The following is a 3,224-nucleotide window of genomic DNA, read 5'->3' as shown; positions in this document are numbered from 1 at the left end:
GCTGAAGAAATAATCTTCAGCCTCCTACTCGATTATGGTATCTCCGTATTTGTAAGATTGGATATATACGTGAGGTAAAGCTTCCAGAAGTAGCGGTAATTCTTTCTTTTTTAGGCTGATATTTAGGTGCTTTAGGTGTTTGAGTTTTTGCAAGGAAGGTATGATTTTTTCAACTTCCAACTGAGGGCAACGTATCACGTCAAGAAAACGAATTTGGTGTTGATTTGTCAGGAAATCAAGATTGTTTAAGTTTTTGTTTTCATTCAGATTTAAAAATAACAACTTATCTAATGTTTTGATTTCATGAAAGCTTGTGAACTTCGATGCTTTGTTAATGGTTAAGTCTTTCAGCATTGCTAATTTATCTAATCCTTCAATAGTTGTTAGTTTAGGCATTATGCTGAGGTCTAACATTTCAAGAGAAGAGGGTGTTTGTATTGTTTCACAGTTTCTAGCTGCGGTTATTTTTACTTTTTTTACATCATTTGCATATTGCTGAATATTTATAACAGTTGATCGATCAGCTAATAGATTTACGTACCCAGAGCTAATGACGGTCTCTAAACTAGCGGATAACTGGTAGTGCTCTAGGGTTCTCTCTTCTCTGTACTTATAGTTCAGTAGGGTGCGAAGACATATAATTTCGCGGTAGTTTAAGTTTTTGTTCAATAACGGTGTGATTTGATCAATCGAATAGAGAATTGGCAGTGCCAGTAACTCATTGATCTTTGTTTGATCTAGTAAGTTGTAGTCTGGACAGCAATCTAAAAAATGGCTATAGTGATACATTGTTAATAGCAGTAGATATGATAGCGTAAGGTATGAAAAACGGTTGATAGACCGTTGTTTTTTTGTATAAAAGTAGGGTATCTATAAAAGGAGAGTTGACTATGTATCTATTGATGATCACTGATAGGTATAAGCGATTTATACTTGTGGTTTTGCCAATGAAAGATATCTCTTATATCTAATAGGGGAATAGGTAGTAAATGTGTATTTTTGCGACAAACCACTTAGATTACATAAATATGAAAGCACTAATCGTTGTTGATTTACAAGATGACTTTTTGCCTGGAGGTAGCTTAGCTGTTGTGAAGGGCGATGAGATAGTACCGGTTATTAATAGGCTACAAGAGAAGTTTGACTTAGTAGTCGCTACACAAGATTGGCACCCAGCTAATCACAAGAGTTTTGCTTCTCAACACCCGACAAGACAAGTCTTTGAAGTGATAGACCTCAATGGTTTGCAGCAAGTCTTATGGCCTGATCACTGTGTACAGGGAACTACAGGAGCTGGTTTTACCAGTGCTTGGGACAGTCGTAAGGTAGCAGCAATATTCAGAAAAGGGATGCAAATAGGAGTAGACTCCTATAGTGGATTTTACGACAATGATAAGCAAATCTCTACAGGACTACTGGGGTATCTGCGCGAGCGAGGAGTGACAGCGGTCTATGTATGTGGACTAGCGGCTGAGTTCTGCGTGTATTATACCTCTAAAGATGCAGCAGTAGCAGGGTTAGATACTTACTTTTTAGATTTTGCTACAAGACCAATTAGTGCTGAGGGGTTAGTATCAGCGAAAGGTGACTTGTCAGCATTAGGCGTTCACATAATTGAAAACGAAGGAGAATTAACTATTTAATGAAGAAGTATAGCCGATTTAATTTTTTTAAACACACCTATTGTGAATGGCAACAAGTGCCTATGGAGGTAATAGCCAATCGAGCACCTAATTATAAGAGTAAGGCGGGTAGTGCTTATTATTTTGATGAGATAGGTGTCTATCGCTATTCGAATCATTGGGGACGTGCAGCTAACTGCCGCTGGAAACTCATCAGTACATCCGCTAAGAATAGTGTATATTGTTTAGCCTATGCTTCGTGGGATAGTTTTTACCCAAATAATGAACAACAAGCCTTGTTTGTCATCGTGCTCGATAGTGAGGGTGAAGTAGGCTTTAGGCATCGCGATAGTTTGGCAAAAGAGGAAAGAGATCTAGCTGTGTGTCGCACGGCAAAAGAGACGAGTAGTCGTATAAAGAAAATCAAAGAGATACAGACAACAACAGCTTGGCACAAGCATATAGATTCTATGTCAATTGAAGAAGCGAGGGAGTTATTAGTACTTGGTCTGATTAATACAGAGAAGAGTATATTGGAGTTGAGAAGGGAATTGTTAGCCTCACAAGAAAAGTAAAAAGATAGATGAGTAACCATTAATGGGAGCTTTTTCTTTTTTAAGTGAATTGCAAAATAAAGTTAAAATATTAGTTGCTAAAGGTCTGGTTTTTTGTGTAGTGTTTTTTTGTAACTATTTGATTGTAATTGCTTAAGTTGTGCTATTTACTTGTTTTTGTGCATCTTTATCGATAAGATAGCAATTGTTAAAGTCTGTTGGATTAAGTGACCTGTATTAGTGAGCAGAGTCTTAAGTGTGTGCAACAGCAAGATGAAAGACTATGTGTAGGTCATTTGAAAAATGATAAACAAGGCTTAATTTTGCAAGCTGATTGTAAATAGTTGAAGTGCTTTAGGCAAAGAAAATGTAGAGCCTGTAGTACTTTAATTATTAAATTAATTAATATTGAAACTATGAAAAAAATCACATTATTAGCAGCATTGCTTATCGGAGGAATTGTAACAGCAAATGCTCAGAAAATTGAAACACCTAAATTAGCAGAAAAAGTAGGAACAACACCTATTAAGAAAGGTAACTGGATAGTAGGAGGAGCATTGGGATCTACGGGATATAGCTTTGAAGATAAAAGCTTCAATATCAATTTATCTCCAAGAGCAGGGTATTTCATCTCTGATGGGATAGCAGTAGGTCTTGAAGTAGGAGCAGGATTACAAACGGTAAAAGATGCTTCAGATATTTGGAGTTATAAAGTTATGCCATTTGCTCGTTATTACTTCCCAGAAGGAGCTAGTGAGACAGGCCGTTTCTTTGGACAAGGGGCTGTAGGTATATCAGGTGCTGAGACATCAAATAGTAGTGATACTTCATTTGCTTTTGCATTGAATGCAGGGTACTCACACTTTGTGACACGTAACGTTGCTTTAGAGGCGATTGTAGGATACAACTACAGTAAATCAAACCAAGCGAGTGCTTCAGCTCATAATGGGTTAGGGCTATCAGTTGGGTTCCAGATTTTCTTAGGAAAATAAGAAATAGATAAAGAAAAGGGGGAGTGTAACTTAAACTGTGTCATCTCCTGTTTCCA

The 3,224-nt window shown here is 37.1% G+C and carries 4 protein-coding genes; 3 read left to right on the top strand and 1 reads right to left on the bottom strand.

Annotation, left to right across the window (positions count from 1 at the left end; all coding sequences use genetic code 11):
* Positions 1 to 24: 24 nt before the first annotated feature.
* Positions 25 to 789, bottom strand: coding sequence for a hypothetical protein (locus GJV77_RS14520; RefSeq protein WP_155037052.1), 765 nt, complete (start codon positions 787 to 789; stop codon positions 25 to 27).
* Positions 790 to 1,028: 239 nt separating this feature from the next.
* Between GJV77_RS14520 and pncA the strand changes: the two genes are divergently transcribed.
* The 3 genes from pncA to GJV77_RS14505 all read left to right on the top strand — a co-directional run bounded on the left by pncA (position 1,029) and on the right by GJV77_RS14505 (position 3,168).
* Positions 1,029 to 1,643 carry a bifunctional nicotinamidase/pyrazinamidase gene (pncA, locus tag GJV77_RS14515; RefSeq protein ID WP_155037051.1) on the top strand — a complete coding sequence of 205 codons (615 nt, stop codon included), beginning with the start codon at positions 1,029 to 1,031 and terminating at the stop codon, positions 1,641 to 1,643.
* Positions 1,643 to 2,197 carry a hypothetical protein gene (locus GJV77_RS14510; protein WP_155037050.1) on the top strand — a complete coding sequence of 185 codons (555 nt, stop codon included), beginning with the start codon at positions 1,643 to 1,645 and terminating at the stop codon, positions 2,195 to 2,197. Before pncA ends, GJV77_RS14510 begins: the two co-directional genes overlap by 1 nt.
* Positions 2,198 to 2,592: 395 nt before the next feature.
* Positions 2,593 to 3,168: an outer membrane beta-barrel protein gene (locus tag GJV77_RS14505; protein WP_155037049.1), complete on the top strand. Its 576-nt coding sequence runs from the start codon at positions 2,593 to 2,595 to the stop codon at positions 3,166 to 3,168.
* Positions 3,169 to 3,224: the final 56 nt, after the last annotated feature.

The sequence above is a fragment of the Myroides pelagicus genome, from assembly GCF_009711055.1.
In the GTDB taxonomy this organism is placed as follows: Bacteria; Bacteroidota; Bacteroidia; order Flavobacteriales; family Flavobacteriaceae; genus Flavobacterium; species Flavobacterium pelagicum.
The sequence above is the reverse complement of the archived record's forward strand: the minus strand, read 5'-3'. Positions and strand labels throughout refer to the sequence as shown.